16 protein-coding genes are annotated in these 17,604 nt (G+C 65.5%); 8 read left to right on the forward strand and 8 right to left on the reverse strand.

The window, feature by feature from the left end:
• Positions 1 to 77: 77 nt before the first annotated feature.
• The 4 genes from DW2_RS17080 (at position 78) to DW2_RS17095 (ending at position 5,895) form a co-directional block, all read left to right on the forward strand.
• Positions 78 to 944 carry a glycosyltransferase family 2 protein gene (locus tag DW2_RS17080; protein WP_038148411.1) on the forward strand — a complete coding sequence of 289 codons (867 nt, stop codon included), beginning with the start codon at positions 78 to 80 and terminating at the stop codon, positions 942 to 944.
• Between the two features lie 138 nt (positions 945 to 1,082).
• Positions 1,083 to 3,227: a right-handed parallel beta-helix repeat-containing protein gene (locus tag DW2_RS17085; protein ID WP_038148413.1), complete on the forward strand. Its 2,145-nt coding sequence runs from the start codon at positions 1,083 to 1,085 to the stop codon at positions 3,225 to 3,227.
• The gene (locus DW2_RS17090; RefSeq protein WP_051856364.1) at positions 3,224 to 4,693 is read left to right on the forward strand and encodes an O-antigen ligase family protein; all 1,470 of its coding nucleotides are present in this window, start codon (positions 3,224 to 3,226) and stop codon (positions 4,691 to 4,693) included. Before DW2_RS17085 ends, DW2_RS17090 begins: the two co-directional genes overlap by 4 nt.
• On the forward strand, positions 4,690 to 5,895 hold the full coding sequence (locus DW2_RS17095) for a glycosyltransferase family 4 protein (RefSeq protein ID WP_038148415.1): 1,206 nt from the start codon (positions 4,690 to 4,692) through the stop codon (positions 5,893 to 5,895). The genes DW2_RS17090 and DW2_RS17095 overlap by 4 nt, the downstream gene beginning before the upstream one ends.
• Here DW2_RS17095 and DW2_RS17100 read toward each other — a convergent pair.
• The 3 genes from DW2_RS17100 to DW2_RS17110 all read right to left on the reverse strand — a co-directional run bounded on the left by DW2_RS17100 (position 5,892) and on the right by DW2_RS17110 (position 9,268).
• Positions 5,892 to 6,863, reverse strand: a complete 972-nt coding sequence (locus DW2_RS17100) for a glycosyltransferase family 2 protein (protein ID WP_038148416.1) — start codon at positions 6,861 to 6,863, stop codon at positions 5,892 to 5,894. The genes DW2_RS17095 and DW2_RS17100 overlap by 4 nt on opposite strands.
• 8 nt (positions 6,864 to 6,871) lie before the next feature.
• Entirely contained in the window at positions 6,872 to 7,432 is a 561-nt protein-coding gene (ilvN, locus tag DW2_RS17105; protein WP_038148417.1) for an acetolactate synthase small subunit, read from the reverse strand.
• 90 nt (positions 7,433 to 7,522) lie between these two features.
• Positions 7,523 to 9,268, reverse strand: a complete 1,746-nt coding sequence (locus DW2_RS17110; protein WP_038148419.1) for an acetolactate synthase 3 large subunit — start codon at positions 9,266 to 9,268, stop codon at positions 7,523 to 7,525.
• A gap of 542 nt (positions 9,269 to 9,810) precedes the next feature.
• On the opposite strand from DW2_RS17110, the gene DW2_RS17115 reads away from it, so the two are divergent.
• The 4 genes from DW2_RS17115 to DW2_RS20095 all read left to right on the forward strand — a co-directional run bounded on the left by DW2_RS17115 (position 9,811) and on the right by DW2_RS20095 (position 12,651).
• Positions 9,811 to 10,383, forward strand: coding sequence for a TRAP transporter small permease subunit (locus tag DW2_RS17115; RefSeq protein WP_038148422.1), 573 nt, complete (start codon positions 9,811 to 9,813; stop codon positions 10,381 to 10,383).
• On the forward strand, positions 10,383 to 12,119 hold the full coding sequence (locus DW2_RS17120) for a TRAP transporter large permease (RefSeq protein WP_038148423.1): 1,737 nt from the start codon (positions 10,383 to 10,385) through the stop codon (positions 12,117 to 12,119). The genes DW2_RS17115 and DW2_RS17120 overlap by 1 nt, the downstream gene beginning before the upstream one ends.
• An 88-nt stretch (positions 12,120 to 12,207) precedes the next feature.
• Entirely contained in the window at positions 12,208 to 12,378 is a 171-nt protein-coding gene (locus tag DW2_RS19885; RefSeq protein WP_038148424.1) for a hypothetical protein, read from the forward strand.
• 105 nt (positions 12,379 to 12,483) lie between these two features.
• Positions 12,484 to 12,651, forward strand: a complete 168-nt coding sequence (locus DW2_RS20095; RefSeq protein ID WP_156103013.1) for a hypothetical protein — start codon at positions 12,484 to 12,486, stop codon at positions 12,649 to 12,651.
• A gap of 93 nt (positions 12,652 to 12,744) precedes the next feature.
• Here DW2_RS20095 and DW2_RS17130 read toward each other — a convergent pair whose 3' ends face one another.
• The 5 genes from DW2_RS17130 to DW2_RS17150 form a co-directional block, all read right to left on the reverse strand.
• Positions 12,745 to 13,857, reverse strand: coding sequence for a TRAP transporter substrate-binding protein (locus DW2_RS17130; protein WP_038148425.1), 1,113 nt, complete (start codon positions 13,855 to 13,857; stop codon positions 12,745 to 12,747).
• A 273-nt stretch (positions 13,858 to 14,130) separates the two neighbouring features.
• Positions 14,131 to 15,228 (reverse strand): TRAP transporter substrate-binding protein, encoded by a 1,098-nt coding sequence (locus DW2_RS17135; RefSeq protein ID WP_038148426.1) that lies wholly within the window; start codon positions 15,226 to 15,228, stop codon positions 14,131 to 14,133.
• A gap of 240 nt (positions 15,229 to 15,468) precedes the next feature.
• The gene (locus tag DW2_RS17140) at positions 15,469 to 16,299 is read right to left on the reverse strand and encodes an arginyltransferase (protein ID WP_038148430.1); all 831 of its coding nucleotides are present in this window, start codon (positions 16,297 to 16,299) and stop codon (positions 15,469 to 15,471) included.
• Between the two features lie 168 nt (positions 16,300 to 16,467).
• The gene (locus tag DW2_RS17145; protein WP_038148431.1) at positions 16,468 to 16,929 is read right to left on the reverse strand and encodes a DUF2852 domain-containing protein; all 462 of its coding nucleotides are present in this window, start codon (positions 16,927 to 16,929) and stop codon (positions 16,468 to 16,470) included.
• Between the two features lie 128 nt (positions 16,930 to 17,057).
• A complete protein-coding gene (locus tag DW2_RS17150) occupies positions 17,058 to 17,525 on the reverse strand; it encodes a YbaK/EbsC family protein (protein WP_038148432.1) in 468 nt (155 codons plus the stop codon).
• Positions 17,526 to 17,604: the final 79 nt, after the last annotated feature.

A 17,604-nucleotide genomic window follows, 5' to 3' on the forward strand; every position in this document is an offset into this window, starting at 1 on the left:
CCCTGAGCGCCGCGGTCGGGCTTGCCTGCGGTCGGGCATTGCTGTTCAACTCGCCGCAAAACCGAGACAGATCGAGCATGACCCGCCCCGAAGCCGCCGTCATCATCCCGCATTACAATGACGTGGCGCGCCTGATGCGCTGCCTCGACGGGCTGGTGCCGCAACTCGACGACCGGATCGAACTGATCGTGGTGGACAACGGCTCGAGCGCCGATCTCTCGCCCTTGCGCGCGGCCTATCCCGACTTGCGCATCGTCACCGAGCCGAAGCGCGGGGCGGCCGAGGCACGCAATCGCGGCGTGGCCGAGACCACGGCGGAGCGGCTCTTCTTCATCGACAGCGATTGCGTGGCCGATCGCGACTGGATCGCCACCGCCTTCGCCGTGGCCGGACGGGGTGATCTCGTGGGCGGACATGTCGCGGTCTTCGACGAAACGCCGCCCCCGCGTTCGGGCGCGGAAGCTTTCGAGACCGTCTTCGCCTTCGATTTCCGCCGCTATATCGAGGAGAAGGGCTTTTCGGGCACTGGCAACCTGCTGACGCGGCGCGATGTCTACGCGGCGACGGGGCCTTTCATCGCGGGGCTCTCGGAGGATCTCGACTGGTGCCGCCGCGCGACCGCGAAGGGCTATACGCTCGTCTATGCGGATGAGTTGCGCGTGGGCCATCCCTCGCGACAGGACTGGGCGGCGCTGGCGCGGAAATGGCGACGGCTCACCGAGGAGGGGTTCGGGGTGAATGGCGCGGGGCCGCGCGACCGGCTCCGCTGGGCGGGCAAGGCGCTCCTGATGCCGCTCTCGATCCTCGCCCATGTGCCGAAGGTCCTCAGGCATCCCGGGCTCCGCGACGGGGGCGAGCGGATACGGGCTGTCGGCACGCTGGCGCGCCTGCGGCTGGCGCGGATGGTCTGGATGCTGCGGCAGGCGCTTTTCGGGAAACTGTAGCGGCTCAGGGGCCACAGACCGCGACCAAGCCCTTGCGCGCGGCCCGAAAACCTTGCCCGACCGCGCAACGGCCGACTATCGTCGCGGGCAACGATATCTCGAGAGCCGCAGCCAAGCGGCCGTGATGGGCAGGTCGCGATGGAGCAAATCGCACAACGCTGGGGACAATTCGCCCGCGCCGCACGGCGTGGCCTTTTCGGGTGCGCGCTGGCGCTGGTCGCTGTCACGCCGGGATTTGCGAAGGATTGGCGGGTGGCGGCGCCCGGGGAGCTTGCGCAGGTCCTTGAGCGCGTCGTACCGGGAGATGTGGTCGACCTGGCGCCCGGCCGGTATCCGGAGCTCGTTCTTAACAAGGTCGCAGGCGCCCAGGGCGCGCCGATCACCATCCGCTCCGCCGAGCCTGGCCATCCCGCGCAGATCGCGCGCATGGATCTGCGCGAGGTGAGCCATCTCGTGCTCGACCGCCTGATCTTCGACTACCGCCATTCGCAGGGGGATGCCGCCAATCTGCGCCCTTTTCAGGTCTTCACCACCCGCGACCTGACGATCCGTGACAGCCTCTTCGACGGCGATCTCGCGCCCCCTGACCCTGCGCTGACCGAACTGGGCCCGCTGCCCACGGCTTTCGGCCTTGCCGTGCGCGCCTCGACCGGGATCACGATCGAGGACAACGAGTTCCGGCTGTTCTATCGCGGCGCGATCGTCACCGATTGCACAGATGTGGTCCTGCGCGGCAACGACATCCACGACATGCGCATGGACGGGCTCAATTTCGCGCAAGTCGAGCGGGTGCGGATCGAGAAGAACCATATCCACGATTTCCGCCGCGCGCTCGGCTCGGGCGATCATGCCGACATGATCCAGTTCTGGACCGCGCGCACCGAGCGCCCGACCCGCGACGTGGTGATCGCGGAGAACGTTCTCAATTCGGGCTTCGGCGGCTTCACCCAGTCGATCTTCATTCGCAACGAGATGGTCGATCGCGGCGAGGCGGGGCGCGAGATGTATTACCGCAATCTCGACATCCGCGACAACGTGATCGTCAATGCGCATCTGCACGGCATTTCCGTGGGCGAGACCGACGGGTTGCGCATCGAGAACAACACGCTGATCCATGATGTCTTCTCCGAGGGAGAGAAACGCGACCCGCGGCTCTGGATCCCGCAGATCCGGGTCGCGAAATCGGCGCGCAACGTCACCATCGCGCGCAATGCGGTGGGCGAGATAAGCGGCCCCGTGGGGCAGAGCGACTGGAGGGTGACGGGCAACCGGATCATCCAGGACCTGACCCCGGGCCGCCCGGATTACTACGACGCGCTTTTCGTGGCCGCGCGCACCGGACTGCCGACCGATCTGCGCAACTTCGCCTATCTTCCGGGCGGCGCACTGGCGGGCACTGGCGTGGGGGCGCCGCAACTCGATACGCTCGGGGCCGGGAACAGTTTCCAGCCGGTCATGCGCGTCGCGAAGGATGCCTCGGGGGGCACCGCGCTCGAATTCGATGCCAGCGGATCGGTGCTGCCGGAGGGGATCGCTTCAGGCGATGTTCGCTACGTCTGGCAGATCGCCGAGGCCGCGCCGGTCGAGGGGGCGAGGGTGCCGATGCGCTTTACCCATCCCGGCAGCTATGACGTGACGCTGAGCGCGACGCTTCCCGACGGGCGGGTGGCGAAGAGCCAGGGCCGGGTGGTGGTGCGCGACGACCGGATCCTGAGCTACGATCCGCAGCTCGGGCGGATCATCTCGCATGCGGGGGCCGAGCCGAAAGCGCTCGACAGCATCCAGATCAGCCCCGGCGCGCTCGAATTCGGCCTGGGCGGCGGTTCGATCGACATCCCGCCCGAGATGATCGCCCCCTTCTTCGGTGCGGATCATTTCGAGATCCATCTGAAGCTGCGCGCGCAGGGGGGCTACAAATCGGCGGGCGAGGTCCTGCGGGTCCATCAATCGCTGATCGTGACGGCCTCCGGACGCGGTACGCTCCGGGTCGAGTTCTGGCCCGCGAACGGTCAGAGGCTGTTGCTGCGTACCCGCTCGGTGCCGCTTTACGACGGGAACTGGCACGATATCACGCTGCGCTATTCCTCGGCCGAGACGCTTTTCGAAGTGCTGGCGGATGACGAGGTGATCGGCAAGGGCACCGTATCGGGACGGGTGCGGCCGATGGAATATTGGGGGCTTTCGCTTGGCAATCCCTTCGGCGACCGCCCCAGCTTCCACGGCGAGATCCGGGCGCTCGATCTGCGCGCCACCGGCCCCGCGGTGATGGGAGCGCAGCGGTGAGCGGCTCGGGAACGCTGCGCTACACCCGCGCGGGCGGGAATGCGGCCAGCGCGGCTGCGGCCCCTCCGGCGGGGGGGCGCGCGCCGCAAGAGGCGGGACGATCCGGCCCGTTTCTCCCCGATGCGGCGCTGGCAGGCGCGAAACTTCCCAGGCCCGTTCTCCTCTTCCTGATCGCGATCCTCGTGCCGGTCTCTTTCAAGCTCGGCCCGCTCGCTCTGACCGGCGTACGGCTCGTGCTGATGGTGATGGTGCTTCCGTTGCTCGCGGGGCTCTTTTCCGGGCGCTACGGGCGGATGCGGGGGGTCGACTGGCTGTTTCTCGCGCATTTCGGATGGCTCACCCTCGCGCTTGCGGTGAACAATTTCGACCGGGTGATCCAGCAATCGGGCTCGGTCGGGATCGAGTTTCTCGGCGGCTACCTGTTGGGTCGGGCCTATATCCGCACGCGCGAGGATTTCGCCGCGCTCTCCCACGCCCTCGTCCTGTCGCTCCTGCTCCTGCTGCCCTTCACGCTTTACGAGACGAAGACCGGGATCGCCCTGATCCCGACGCTGATAGGCAAGCTGCCGGGGTTGGGCTCGATCACCCTCGTCGTGACCGATCCGCGTCTCGGGCTCGAGCGGGTGCAGAGCTCCTTCGATCACCCGATCCATTTCGGGCTTTACGCCTCGGTCGCCTTCTCGCTGGCATTCCTCGCCTTCAAGGGCATCCGTTCGCGGCAATGGCGCGTCCTCATGGCTGCGACCGTCGGTGCCTCGGGGATGCTCGCGCTCTCTTCCGGTGCGATCCTCGCCGTGCTGCTGCAAATCGGGCTGATCGGCTGGTTCCTGATGTTCCGGCGGATCGTCTGGCGCTGGTGGTTGCTGGTGGGGCTCGTCGTGCTCGCCTATGTCGCCATCGACCTGCTCTCCAACCGCAGCCCGATCAAGGTCTTCATGTCCTATGCGACCTTCTCGGCCCATACCGCCTATTGGCGGATGCTGATCTTCGAATGGGGGATGGTGAATGTCTGGGCCAATCCGGTCTTCGGCCTCGGGCTCAACGACTGGGTGCGTCCGGCCTGGATGCATTCGCCGAGCGTCGACAATTACTGGCTGCTGATGGCGATGCGCTACGGGATACCGGGCTTCGCGCTGGTCGCGGGCGGCTATGCGCTTGGCCTCGCGCAGATCATGCGGCGCAACTTCACCCATGATCTGAGGCTTCGGGTGTTCCGGCGCGCCTGGGTCTTCACCTTCGTCGGCCTGTCCTTCACGCTCTGCACGGTGCATGTCTGGGGCTCGGTCTATGCCTTCGTCTTCTTCATGTTCGGCGCCGGGATGTGGCTGCTCGACGCGAAGGAAGAAGCCGCGCCCACGGCAAATTCCGAACCCGCCCGGGACCGGCCCGAGCCGCGCCCGCGTCGCCCTTCCGCCCAGCTTCCCTATAGCCGCTTTCCCGCGCGAAAGGCGCGCTCCGCCAAATGAGCGATAGGCTGCGGGTTCTCCTGATCGCGCCCTTCCTGTCGCGCGAGGCGACGGGCGAGGCCTTCGTTGCCTTCAAATGGGCGGAGGCGCTGGCCGAGCGGGTCGATCTGACGGTGGCCGCCTTCGAAAGCCCCGGCCACACGCCTCTGGCCGAGCAGCTTCCGACCGTGCGCGCGATCACCTGGCCCGCGCCGCGCATCTTCGACGCGGCGCCGCGGCTGCGCGCGATGCTCAAGCCCGAATGGCCGGTCTTCATGCGCCGGGTCCGGGGCTGGCTCGAAGAGCACGCGGATGAGTTCGACATCGCCCATCAGATCATGCCGCAGGCGATGCGCTACGCGACGCCGCTGCGCGGGTATGGTCTGCCTTATGTGATCGGCCCGCTCGGCGGTTCGCTCTCGACGCCGCCCGCCTTCGCCGTCGAGGCGGGGCGGGCGAAATGGTATACGCGGCTGCGCGGGCTCGACCGGCTGCGGCTGCGCTTCGATCCGGCGCTCCGGGCCTCCTATTCCGACGCGGCGCTCGTGCTCGGCGTCGCCCCCTATATCCGCGACCAGCTCGCCCCGGTGCCGATCCACGCCTATGAGAACGTCCTCGAGCTTGGCGTGGACGGAGCCGCCCCCGAGCGTCCGGCGCGCAGCGATGGCCCGATGCGGCTTCTGCATGTGGGGCGTGGCGTGCGCACCAAGGGTCTGCGCGACGTGGTGCGGGCGATGGGACTGCTGAAGGGGCGGACGGATCTGCATCTGACGAGCGCCGGGGCAGGGGAAGAGATCGCGATCTGCCGCGCCGAGGCCGAACGGCTGGGTGTCGCGGATCGCTGCCGTTTCCTCGGTCCGATCCCGCGTGCCGAGGTGGAGGCGCTCTATGCCGAGGCCGATATCTTCGTGTTCCCGAGTTGGCGCGAACCCGCGGGCAATGTGCTCTACGAAGCGATGCGCTGGGGCCTGCCGGTGATCGCCGCGGCGCGGGGCGGGCCGGACTGGATCGTCGAGCAGGGCGTGACGGGGCTCAAATGCCCGGTCACCACGCCCGAGGCGCTTGCCCGCGATGTCGCCGCCGCCATCGCGGCCCTCGCCGACGATCCCGACTTGCGCGCGCGGTTGGGGGCAGGGGGGCGGGCGAAAGTGCTGCGCGAAGGGCTCTGGCCGGGCAAGGCCGAGAGGCTGGTGCGGCTCTACGAGGGCGCGCTCGGAGGCTAGCGGCCGATCTTCTGCCGCGCCTCGGGGCTGAGCGCCGCGAGAACGGCTCTCGGCGGCGCCATCCCGAAGAAGCCGCGCAACAGCGCCGCCGCCTCAGCGCGATGCCCCTGGCCCAGAAGCTGGGCGGCTTTCGCCAGCGACCAGGCCGCGCCCCCGATCAGGCCCGAGGGAAAATGCCGGCGCAGGAAGATCGCCCGTGCCCGATGCTTGAAATATTGCGAGAAGGGCGAGGCGACCGAGCCCATCCGCTGCGAGCCGATCGCGGTACCCGCCATGTGATGCACCACCGCCCCCTCGCAGAAAGTGATCGGCAGGTCGCCCCGGCGCAGCGCCCAGTCCACCTCTTCGTAATAGAGGAAATAGTCCTCCGCCATCGGCCCGGCACGCTCAAGGAAGGCGCGCGTCGCGACAAGGCTCGCGCCGGTCACGAAATCGATCTGGGCCGGGTCCGGGGCAGGGCAGTGCGCGGGCGCGAACTGGTTGAGGTTATGCGTCACCCCGGTTCGCCGGTCGATCACCCCGCCATCGATCTGGATCCGGCCCGGCTCGTCGCCATAGACCACCCGATGGGCGATCATCGCGGCACCTTTCGGGCCGGGATCGTGGGTCGCGAGACGGCGCGGCGTATCGCGCGGCACGGTGCAGTCGGGATTGAGCAGCCAGAACCGGTCGAGCGCCGGGTTGGCCGCGAGCCGGGCGAGCCCGAGATTGACCCCGGCTGCGAACCCGCCATTCGCACCCGCCTCGATCAGGGCGACCCCCTCGCTCCCGGCCTGGGACGCGGGTTTCAGATCGGGTACGGCGATCCGGATCGCGGCGAGCGTGTCATCGGGCGAGGCGTTGTCGACAACGACCACATGCAGCGCGACGTCGTCGATCGCGCGCAGCGAGGCGAGGCAGGCCCCGATCACATCCGCCGAGCGGTAGGTGACGATGACGACGCCGATGGCGGGGCGCTGATCGGGCATCGGGGGGCTCAGGCCCCGCGCGAAAGCGCCGCCACCCCGGTCCGCGCGATCTCGGCGAGCCCCAGCGGACGCATCAGATCGGCGAAGGCATCGATCTTCTCGGGCGTCCCGGTGATTTCGAAGACGAAACTCTCGAGGGTGGAATCGACCACGTTGGCGCGAAAGATCTCGGCCAGGCGCAGCGCCTCGATCCGCTTGTCGCCCGTGCCCGAGACCTTGATCAGCGCCAGCTCGCGCTCGACCGGAGAACCCTCCACGGTCAGGTCCTTGACCTCGTGAACCGGCACGATCCGCCCGAGCTGCGCCTTGATCTGGTCGATCACCGCCTCGGTGCCGCGGGTGACGACGGTGATCCGGCTCTTGTGGCCCTTGTGATCGACCTCGGCGACGGTGAGGCTGTCGATATTGTATCCGCGCCCCGAGAAGAGCCCGATCACCCGGGCGAGCACGCCCGCCTCGTTATCCACGATCACCGCGAGCGTATGCGAACTCTCGACCTGGGAATGGCTGTCACGCAGGTCGTAGGCCGAGTGGCTCGACGAGCCTTTCTTGATCTTCAGAGCGGCCATCGCCTCTCTCCTTTTCTATCTTTGGACCAGATCTTCCTCTTGATCCAAATATCCCGGGGGGTCTGGGGGGCTGGCCCCCCAGCCTGCACATCACACCAGCGCGGCGCCTTCCTTGAAGACCTCGGCATCGGCCGCGAGCAGCATCTCGTTATGGGGCTTGCCGCTCGGGATCATCGGGAAGCAGTTCTCGTGCTTCTCCACGAGGCAGTCGAACAGCACCGGCCCGTCATGCGCGATCATCTCCATGATCGCATCGTCGAGATCGGCGGGGTCGGAGACCTGCATCCCCTTCCAGCCGAAGCTCTCGGCGAGCTTGACGAAATCGGGCAGGCTTTCGGACCAGCTATGCGAGTAGCGCTCGCCATGCAGCAGTTCCTGCCACTGGCGCACCATCCCGAGGCGTTCGTTATTGAGGATGAACTGCTTCACCGGCACGCGGAACTGGGTCGCGGTGCCCATCTCCTGCATGTTCATCAGCCAGCTCGCCTCGCCCGCGACGTTGATCACCAGCGCGTCGGGATGCGCGATCTGCACGCCGATCGAGGCCGGGAAGCCGTAGCCCATGGTGCCCAGACCCCCGGAGGTCATCCAGCGGTTCGGATCCTCGAAGCCGAGGAACTGTGCGGCCCACATCTGGTGCTGGCCCACCTCGGTCGTGATGTAGCGGTCGTATTTCTTGGTGAGTTCCTCGAGCCGCTGCAGCGCATATTGCGGTTTGATGGTGTTCTCCGAGGCGGTGTAGGCGAGGCAGTTGACCTTCTTCCATTCCTCGATCTTCTTCCACCACTTCTCGAGCCCGGATTTGTTGAGCTTGCGCCCGCGCGATTTCCAGACCTTGAGCACGTCCTCGAGCACATGGCCGATATCGCCGAGGATCGGCAGGTCGACGGGGATGATCTTGTTGATCGAGGAGGCGTCGATATCGACATGGACCTTGGTCGAGCGCGGCGAGAAATCCGCGATCCGCCCGGTGATCCGGTCGTCGAAGCGGGCGCCGAGATTGATCATCAGGTCGCAGCCATGCATCGCGAGATTGGCCTCGTAGAGCCCGTGCATCCCGAGCATTCCGAGCCACGACTTGCCGGAAGCCGGATAGGCGCCAAGCCCCATCAGGGTCGAGGTGATCGGGAAGCCGGTCGCCTCCACCAGCTCGCGCAGAAGCTGGCTCGCGGCGTTGCCGGAATTGATGACGCCGCCACCGGTGTAGAAGATCGGGCGCTCGGCGGTTTCGATCAGCTCGACGAGCTTGGTGATCGCATCGAGATCGCCTTTCACCTTCGGCTGATAGTGGTCGGTCTTCGCGGCTTTCGGTTCGGTATAGGTCGCGACGGCGAATTGCACGTCCTTGGGCATGTCCACCAGAACCGGGCCGGGGCGGCCAGAGGTGGCGACATGGAAGGCCTGATGGATCGTCTCGGAGAGCTTCGCGGGGTCCTTCACCAGCCAGTTATGCTTGGTGCAGGGGCGGGTGATGCCCACCGTATCGGCCTCCTGGAACCCGTCGGTGCCCACGAGGAAGGTCGGAACCTGGCCCGTCAGCACCACGACCGGGATCGAGTCCATCAGCGCGTCGGTCAGGCCGGTCACCGCGTTGGTGGCGCCGGGGCCCGAGGTCACCAGCACCACGCCCGGCTTGCCGGTTGAGCGAGCATAGCCCTCGGCCATGTGGACGGCGGCCTGTTCGTGGCGCACGAGGATGTGGCGGATATCGTTCTGCTGGAAGATCTCGTCATAGATCGGAAGGACCGCGCCGCCCGGATAGCCGAAGATCGTATCGACCCCCTGATCCTTCAGCGCCTGCACCACCATCTTCGCGCCGGTCATCTGCCGTGCCATTTGCTCACTCCATATTCCCGCCGACGGGTCTCTCCCGTCTGTCGCTGCCGCATCGTCCTGTCAAGAAAAAGCCCCCGGCTTTCAGGCGGGGGCGCATGGGAACCTTCATGGTCAAACCGTTACCGGCCCATGCGCTTGGCTCCTACGACGACAAGAAGAATCGCATCCATTGCGGATCCCTTTCGAATGCTTCGGGCGGACATTAGGAGCGGCGGATTTGGGCGTCAATGGCAAAAGCTGAATAAAATGTCGCGTCAGGCGGTGAAATCTTCCTGATTGTTGCGCCGCTGCGGCGCAAGGTCGCAATTTTGGGAAAAAACGGGGTGGTTCGGAAGGGCCTTGCGCGTGGATTGCCGGTCACTTCGGCCGGAACCGCCGGAAAAACCGGGCTCAACTCGCGAGTTTGCTTCTCGCCCAATCAGCCGCAGGTGGTAAGGTGAATAGACCGCATCGGCCCTTAAACGCTTGACCTTTTCGGGCTCCTCGGTCAAGGACAGGCAACGGCCCGAAGCCGGGTGGGAAACCAAGGGAGGAAGTGGAAAATGGGCGCTTTACTTGCCCTTTCACGTCTTATCGACACGATAAACGAGAAGATCGGAAAGGCTGTCGCCTGGCTGATCCTGGTGTCGATCATCGTGAGTGCGACAAACGCCATTGTCCGGAAGCTGTTCGACATGTCGTCGAATGCGTGGCTGGAACTGCAATGGTATCTTTTCGGTGCAGCGTTCCTCGGGGCCGCGGCCTATACGCTCAAGCAGAACGAGCATATCCGCATCGACATCGTCTACGGTGCCTTCTCGCGCAAGGTGCAGCACTGGATCGACCTGCTCGGGCACATCTTCTTCCTGATGCCCTTCGTGATCCTGATGCTCTTCAAGCTCGTGCCCTACGTTCTTCTCTCGGTCCATTCGGGCGAGATGTCGACCAATGCCGGCGGCCTGATCCTGTGGCCTGCCAAGATGCTGCTGCTGATCGGCTTCATGCAGCTCTTCTTCCAGGGCATTTCCGAGATCATCAAGAAAATCGCGGTGATGCGCGGCCTGATCGAAGACCCGCATGCGCTCTCGGCGGGCCATCACGGCCATGATCCGATCGCGGAAGAGGAGGCGCTCTGATGCTCGAGCTTATCGCTCAGAACATGGCGCCGATCATGTTCGTGTCGCTGATCGTGTTCCTTCTGATCGGCTACCCGGCCGCCTTCGCCCTGGCGGCGAACGGCCTGTTCTTCTTCGTGATCGGCGTCGAGCTGTCGGGCTATTCCGGCGGCGCGATCAACCTCAGCTGGCCCTTGCTCAGCGCGATGCCGGAACGGTTCTGGGGGGTCTTGAGTAACGAGACGCTTCTGGCCATTCCATTCTTCACATTCATGGGGATCGTGCTCGAGAAATCGGGCATGGCCGAGGATCTGCTCGACACGATCGGCCAGCTGTTCGGCCCCGTGCGCGGCGGTCTCGCCTATGCGGTGATCATCGTGGGGGCGCTTCTCGCGGCCACCACCGGCGTCGTTGCGGCCTCGGTGATCGCGATGGGCCTGATCTCGCTGCCGATCATGCTGCGCTATGGCTATGACCGGAAGGTGGCGACAGGCGTGATCGCGGCCTCAGGCACATTGGCGCAGATCATTCCGCCCTCGCTGGTGCTGATCGTCCTGGCCGACCAGCTCGGCCGCTCGGTGGGCGACATGTACAAGGGCGCGATGATCCCGGGTCTCGTGCTGACCGGCATCTATCTCGGCTATGTCGCGCTGATGTCGATCATCCGCCCGCACTCGATGCCGGCCCTTCCGAAGGAAGCCCGGACGCTCGGCTCGGGCGTGACCTCGCTCGTTGTCGCGCTGGTCGGCGCGGGCGTGATCTACTATCTCGGTCTGGCGTATTTCGAGAAGACCGGATCGAGCGTCAACAATGCCGAGATCCTCGCCGCGGGCGTCGCCGTGATCGCGATCTACATCGTCGCCGTGCTCGACAAGGCGCTGAAGACGAACGTGATGAGCCGTCTGGCCCAACAGGTCGTGATCGTGCTGATCCCGCCGCTGGCGCTGATCTTCCTGGTGCTCGGCACCATCTTCCTCGGCGTTGCGACCCCGACCGAAGGCGGCGCGATGGGTGCGGTCGGTGCGATCGTGCTCTCGGCGATCAAGAAGCGCCTGAGCTACCAGGTTGTGCGCGACGCGCTCGCGGCCACGACGCGGCTCTCGGCCTTCGTGCTCTTCATCCTTCTGGGCGCGCGGATGTTCTCGTTGACCTTCTACGGGGTGAACGGGCAGATCTGGGTCGAGCATCTGCTGACCTCGCTTCCGGGTGGCCAGCTGGGCTTCCTGATCGTGGTCTCGCTGCTGGTGTTCTTCCTGGCCTTCTTCCTCGACTTCTTCGAGCTGGCCTTCATCATCGTGCCGCTTCTGGCGCCGGCCGCCGAGAAACTGGGGATCGACCTGATCTGGTTCGGCGTCATCCTGGGCGTGAACATGCAGACCTCGTTCATGCACCCACCCTTCGGCTTCGCGCTGTTCTACCTGCGATCGGTCGCGGCCAAGGTGCCTTATATCGACAAGGTCACGGGCAAGAAGATGGAGCCGGTGAAGACCTCCCAGATCTACTGGGGCGCCATTCCCTTCGTGTTCATCCAGATCGCGATGATCGCCATCGTGATCGCCTTCCCGGGCATGGTGATGCATTACAAGGGCAAGGTGGTGGATCCCTCCACGGTCGAGATCAAGCTGCCGACGATGCCGGGCCTCGATGGCAGCGGTCTGGGAGGCCTGGGCGGGCTGCCGCCCCTGGCGCCTCCGGGTGGTGCGCCTTCGTCGGATGGAGGCGGTCTGCCTCCGCTTCCGGCACCGGGCAGCAACTGAGTGATCGAGGCGGCCCTGCGGGGCCGCCTCTTGCTTTCGCGCTGACCGCGCATTCGCCGGCGGCGAGTTTCAACGGAGAATAGAAACGATGCGGATCTTGGGTTTGGTCTTCACGGGGATGGTGGCGCTCGGACTGGCGGGCTGCGGGAGCACGACCGAGCAGCGCGCGGCCACCGGTGGGGTGGCGGGGCTCGTCGTGGCGGGCCCGGTCGGCGCGGCGGTCGGGGCCGGTCTCGGCGTCGTCACCAAGAAGAACTGAGAAGAGCCGCAGGCCGCCCGCGCCCCGGTGGGAACCGGGGCAGGGGCTGGCGCGTCTTTTCCCCGGGTGGCCTAATACGGCCTTGAAACGGGAAAGGACGAAGACATGCGTATCTTGGCACTTCTGATGGCGGGCGGGATGCTCGTCTCGCTCGCGGCTTGCGGGAACACGACCGAACAGCGCGCGGCCACCGGCGGCGTGGGCGGACTGCTTGTTGCGGGGCCCGTGGGGGCGGCGGCGGGCGCGGCGGCCGGAGCGGCCACGACGAAGTAATCTCGTGCCCCGCGCCCTTCTCGGGGCCCAGGCAGTGCAAACGAAAAAGGCCCCGGATCTCTCCGGGGCCTTCGCGATTTGTTGGAAGTCGCCTCAGATCTTGAGGTTGCCCGCCGCCTGCTGGCGCATCATGAAGTAGTCGAAGTTGAACTCCGAGAGCTGCCACCAGCCATAGGCGTCGTTGCGGAAGCCGAACTGGCTCTCATAGACCTTCTTGAACGCGGCATTCGAGGCGTTCAGTTCCGAATAGACCTCGTTGGCGGCGTTGAAGCACGCGTCGAGGATCTCCTGCGAGAACGGACGCAGCTGCGCACCCTGGCCGAGAAGCTTCTTCAGCGCCGAGGGGTTCTTGTAGTCATAGGACGCCATCATGTCCGAGTTCGCAGCCTGCGTCGCGGCCTGCAGGGCGACCTTGTAGGCCTCCGGCAGCTCGTCATAGGCCTTCTTGTTGAACATGGCGTGCAGGCAGGCGCCGCCTTCCCACCAGCCCGGATAGTAGTAGTAGGGCGCGACCTTGTAGAAGCCGAGCTTCTCGTCATCGTAGGGGCCGACCCATTCGGTGGCGTCGATCGTGCCTTTTTCCAGCGACGGGTAGATGTCGCCGCCGGCGATCTGCTGCGGCACCACGCCGAGCTTCTCGACAACCTTGCCGCCGAAGCCGCCGATGCGCATTTTCACGCCCTTGAGGTCTTCGACGGTGTTGATTTCCTTGCGGAACCAACCGCCCATCTGGGCGCCGGTATTGCCGCAGGGGAACGCGGTGATGCCGTAGTTCGCGTAGAACTCGTTCATCAGGTCGTTGCCGCCGCCATAGTAGAACCAGGCGTTCTGCATGCGCATGTTGAGGCCGAAGGGCACTGCGGTCGCGAAGGCGAAGGTCGGATCCTTGCCCCAGTAGTAGTAGGACGCGGTGTGACAGGCTTCGACGGTGCCGTTCGACACCGAGTCCATGGCCTGCAGGCCGGGCACGATCTCACCCGCGGCAAAGACCTGGATGTTGAACTTGCCGTCCGTCATTCCCTTGACGTAGTTCGCCATCGTCTCGGCGGCGCCGTAGATCGTGTCGAGCGACTTGGGGAAGGACGAGGTCATGCGCCACGTCACGCTCGGGGTTTCTTGTGCGATGGCCGGTGCGGCCAGCGTTCCAGCCGCAGCGGCGGCGGCCCCGCCAAGCGCGCCTTTGCGCAGGAAAGAGCGACGATCCATGTTTTCCTCCCGGTATTGGTTCTCGTCTTTTTTTCTAACCGCCCGCCTCCGTGCCCTCAGGCTCCCTCACGGACGATCATGGCGGTCACTTTACTTGACCGGTTCGGCCTGTAAACCGGCGAGTTTCGCCTTTTGCGGATTTTCGGTCAGATTGATGGCCCGATACCTTTTTGGCTTGAGCCCCACCTGACCAAAAGGACAGGGATGAAAAAGCCCCGGCGCCTGTTGGCGCCGGGGCGGGGTCAGTGACTTGACCGCTTGAAGCGGGGCGGATCAGAGTTTGCCCGCGATGTTCTCGCGCATCATGAAGGTGTCGTAGTTGTACTCGGCCACCTGCTCCCAGGTGAAGTAGTCCTTGCGGAAGTCCTTGATCGAGCCCCAGATCTTGGCGAATTCGGGGTTCGAGGCTTCCATGTCCGCGTAGACCTCGTTGGCCGCCTTGAAGCAGGCCTGCATGATCTCGGGATTGAAGGCCTTGAGCTGGGTGCCGTTAGCGACAAGGCGCTTGATCGCCGCGGGGTTCTTCATGTCGTATTTCTGAAGCATGTCCGCGTTGGCCGCCTGCGCCGCGGTGTGCAGGAGCCCCTGGTATTGCTTCGGCAGGCTTTCGATCTGCTTCTTCGAGAAGAAGAAGTGGACGGTCAGGCTGCCTTCCCACCAGCCGGGGTAGTAGTAATAGGGCGCGACCTTGTAGAAGCCGAGCTTCTCGTCATCGTAGGGGCCGATCCACTCGGTGGCGTCGATCGTGCCTTTTTCCAGCGACGGGTAGATATCGCCGCCGGCGATCTGCTGCGGCACGAGGCCGAGCTTCTCGAGCACCTTGCCGGCAAAGCCGCCGACGCGCATCTTCAGGCCCTTGAAGTCCTCGACCGAGTTGATTTCCTTGCGGAACCAGCCGCCCATCTGGGCGCCGGTATTGCCACCGGGCAGGCCGTAGAGGCCCTGCTTGGCGAGGAACTCGTTATAGAGGTCGATGCCGCCGCCATGGTAGTGCCACGCGTTGAGCCCGCGCGCGTTGAGCGAGAACGGCACGGCCGCCGCGAGCGCCCAGGTCGGGTCCTTGCCCCAGAAGTAGTAGCCCGCGGTGTGGCAGGCCTCGACGGTGCCGTTCATCACGGCGTCGGCGACCTGCAGGCCGGGGACGATCTCGCCAGCGGCGAAGACCTGGATCTTGAAATTTCCGTCCGAGGCTTCCTCGACCATCTTCGACAGGACCTCGGCGCCGCCATAGATCGTGTCGAGCGATTTCGGGAAGGACGAGGCGAGGCGCCAGGTGATCTGCGGGTTGCTCTGCGCGATCGCGGGGGCGGCCAGCGTGCTTGCGGCCGCGCCACCCAGTGCGGCCTTCGTCAGAAAGGAACGACGGTCCATGAAGGATCCTCCCAAATCTATTTCGGTTCGCGGAACGCCTCTGCGTTCCGCCGCCCGCGACGAGTCCTCCGCTGCGGACTTGGCCGGAGCCTTTCCACTGTGCAGGGCGAGTGTCCAGAGACCACACGCAGGTAATCACCTGAGATCACGGAAAGTTTTTTGGAAATCGTGTTGACCGGGCCTTGTCTGCCGAGGTTTTTCTCGCACGCTTGCGAATCCCGCAGGGGCGAGATGCGACGATCAGCCGCTGCGGGTATCGGGGAGCTGGATCCGGGCCACCTGTTCGGCGATCGGGTCGACCGAGAGGGGATGCGTCTCGGTCTCGTGGTCCTTCGGGTCGCCGATATCGACCCAGCGGCCGCCCTTGTAGATCTCGAGCGCCGCGAAATTCGCCTTGTAGCCCATCTTGCGCGAGCCCGGCACCCAGTAGCCGAGATAGACATAAGGGAGCCCGAGCCGCTGCGCGATCGCGACGTGATCGAGGATCAGATAGGTGCCCAGCGAGTCGCCGATGCGTTCGGGTTCGTAGAAGGAATAGACCATCGACAGCCCGTCATCGAGCACATCGGTCAGGCAGGTCGCGATCAGAGCGCGTACCGAGCCCGGCGTCTCGGCGCTCTCGCGATATTCGATCACGCGCGACTTGACCGGCGTCTCCTCGATCATCGCGGCGAATTCGAAGATATCCATGTCCGCCATGCCGCCATCGGCGTGACGCGCATCGAGATAGCGGCGAAACAGCGCGAACTGTTCCTCGGTCGCCCAGGGGCTCGTCGCGGTGCGCTGGAGATCGGCATTGCGCTTGAGCACGCGTTTCTGCGAGCGCGATTTCTTGAAATCGGCCACCCGGATCCGGGCCGACAGGCAGGCGGTGCAATCGGCGCAGGAGGGGCGATAGAGCACGTTCTGCGAGCGCCGGAAACCCTGACGCGAGAGCGCGTTGTTGAGCTTTTCGGCCCCTTCGCCCTGAAGCGCGGTGAACAGCTTGCGTTCGAACCTGCCGTCCAGATAGGGGCAGGGCTGCGGCGCGGTCACGTAGAACTGCGGGGCAAGCGGAAGCGAGTGGCGCATAAGAGCCTCGATCGGGGCGGAATTGCCAGAGGCTAGCAAACCGCCTCCCGACCGCCAAGTGTTTCGTGCGTAGAGATAGATACCGCCCCGGTTTCGTCAACCGGGGCGGTGCAAGGGAGCGAGAGAATACGCCGTCAGGGATGTGCGTGCCTCTTTCGAGGGCGGTGGTCAGGCCCTGTTCTCGTCTTCGGCAGGCGTGTCCTGCGCAGCGGCCTTGGCGCGGTCTTCCATATACTGGTCGAACTCGGCCTTGTCGCGCGCCTCGCGCAGGCGGCGCAGGAAGTCCTCGAATTCCTGCTGTTCGCGCTCGAGCCGTTCAAGCGTGTCGGCCTTGTAGGCGTCGAAGGCGGCGTTGCCGCTCGAGCGCGATACATGCACGCGGGTCGAGCCCATGCAGCCCCAGTTGCGGGCCTGCACCTGCGCGCCTCCGTTGCGCCAGCGGCGGCCGAAGCGCCCGGTGATGAGGATATAGGCCAGCAGGACCAGACCCAGCGGCCCGGCGACGATAAAGCCCGCGACCATCAGCGCGATCCAAGCGCCGGGGCCGTGGCCGTCCATCCAGTCGATGGCGCGGGTGAACCAGTTGCCGCGTGCGACCGGCATCGCGGAATTGGTGGAATAGGTGGACATGGGAACCTCCGGGTTGAAGATGTAAATGCCTTTTACATCACTCAAGATCGGTAGCCCTGGCCGCGCTTGCAAGAGGGATGTGAATGTTTTTTACATCCCGCGGAAGAAGTGCGCGATCTCATTGGATTTTATTCGGTGAAATCGGCCCGGGCGGCCCCGCTGATGCGTTCCAGGTCGGTGGGGGCGATGCGGAAGACGTGGCGCGGCGTGCCTGCGGCCGCCCAGACCTCGTCGAAATCGAACAGCCGCGGATCGAGGAAGGCCCGCACCGGCGAGAGATGCCCGAGCGGGGCGACGCCGCCGATCGCGAACCCGGTCTCGGCCCGGATCAGGGCGGCATCCGCCTTGCCCAGAGGCTCGCCCGCGACGGCGCTCGCCTTCTCGTGGCACACGCGGTTTCCCCCCGCGGTGATGAAGAGCGTGACCTGGCCGCTGGTCTCGCCGCGAAAGATGATCGACTTCGCGATCTGGTCGACCTCGCAGCCCACCGCCTGCGCCGCGAGTTCCGCCGTGCGCGCCTCGCCCGCTTCGCGGATTTCATGCGGCTCCCCGGTGGCTTCCAGTGCCGCGCGGACCCTCTTGAGGGATTTGCTCATCCTGCCTGTTCCTCGATTTGCCTCGCCGCGGCGCCGGGTCGGTCCCGGCACCGCCTCATGTGGGGAAACTATCGCTAAG

It is taken from the genome of Thioclava atlantica (genome assembly GCF_000737065.1).
Lineage (GTDB): Bacteria > Pseudomonadota > Alphaproteobacteria > Rhodobacterales > Rhodobacteraceae > Thioclava > Thioclava atlantica.